This window comes from Nonomuraea sp. NPDC054003, assembly GCF_055585125.1.
In genome coordinates, this window is record NZ_JBVJKR010000045.1 from 1 (window position 1) to 1,430 (window position 1,430).

The 1,430-nt window shown below is 66.7% G+C and carries 1 protein-coding gene; it reads left to right on the plus strand.

The genetic code is table 11. The annotated features are described in order from the left end of the window. Nucleotides 1-128: 128 nt before the first annotated feature. The gene (locus tag ACZ6YG_RS44610; RefSeq protein WP_466021372.1) at nucleotides 129-1,376 is read left to right on the plus strand and encodes an IS256 family transposase; all 1,248 of its coding nucleotides are present in this window, start codon (nucleotides 129-131) and stop codon (nucleotides 1,374-1,376) included. The last annotated feature ends 54 nt before the right edge of the window (nucleotides 1,377-1,430 follow it).

Consider the following 1,430-nt stretch of genomic DNA (forward strand, 5'->3'; position numbering starts at 1 on the left):
CGGTTCACGTCCAGGGAGATGGTGTGCGGGTGATCTAGCCCATGCTGTGGTGCGGGTGAGATCCATGTGACAAGAGACGGCCACTCCGTAATCCTTCGATTCGCTCATATCAACACGAAGGGTACGAAGTGGCCGTCAATGACATTGTGCCCGCTGCCGGGGAGTACTTGGAAGACACCCTGGCTGCGGCGAGCCCGGACCTGCTCCGGACGATGATCCGCGAGTTCGCCCAGCGGATGATGGACGCCGAGGTCGAGCAGCTGTGCGGTGCCGGCTACGGCGAGGTCAGCACGGAGCGGGTCAACACCCGCAACGGCTACCGCACCCGGCCGTGGGACACCCGGGCCGGGTCGATCGAGCTGGCCGTGCCACGGCTGCGGACCGGCTCCTACTTCCCGGACTTCCTGCTGGACAAGCGACGCCGGGCCGAGCGCGCGCTCACCTCGGTGGTGGCCACCAGCTACCTGCTGGGCGTCTCCACGCGGCGGGTGGAGAAGCTGGCCGAATCTATGGGCATCACCGGCCTGTCGAAGTCTCAGGTCTCGGCGATGGCCGCCGAGCTCGACGGCATGGTTGAGCAGTTCCGCTCCCGGCCCTTGGACGGCGGCCCTTACACCTTCGTCTGGATCGACGCGCTGACACAGAAGGTGAGAGAGGGTGGCCGCACGGTGACGGTGCACGCCCTGGTCGCCACCGGCGTCAACGCCGACGGACAGCGGGAGATCCTCGGCCTGGACGTCGTCTCCTCCGAGGACGGCGCGGGCTGGCTGGCGTTCCTGCGCGGCCTGGTCGCCCGCGGCTTGTCCGGGGTGGCGATGGTCACCTCCGACTGCCACGCCGGGCTGCGCGACGCGATCGCCTCCACGCTGCCCGGCGCCTCCTGGCAGAGGTGCCGAACTCACTACGCGAGGAATTTGCTCTGCCGCGTTCCGAAGTCGGCGCAACCGTGGGTGGCGACCATGCTGCGCACCGTCTTCGAACAGCCCGACGCCGAGTCCGTCCACGCCCAGCACCGGCACGTCGTGCAGACCCTGGAGGACAAGTACCCCAAAGCAGCCGAGCACCTGGACGAGGCGCGCGAGGACATCCTCGCCTTCGCCGCCTTCCCCAAGGCCGTCTGGCGCCAGACGTGGAGCAACAACCCACAAGAGCGCCTGAACAAGGAGATCCGCCGCCGCACCGACGTGGTCGGCATCTTCCCCAACCGCGACTCCATCATCCGGCTCGTCGGCGCGGTACTGGCCGAGCAGAACGACGAATGGACCGAGCAGCGCCGCTACTTGAGCCGGGAGATCCTCGCCGAATGCCGGAAGAAGGCCGACTCTCAAAAAGAGACAAATGATGCTAAAGTGACCATCGAGGCGATTGCCTCCTAATAGTCCACCGGATTACAGGTGGCCTTCTCAAACACCATCTCCCTGGGCGCGGCC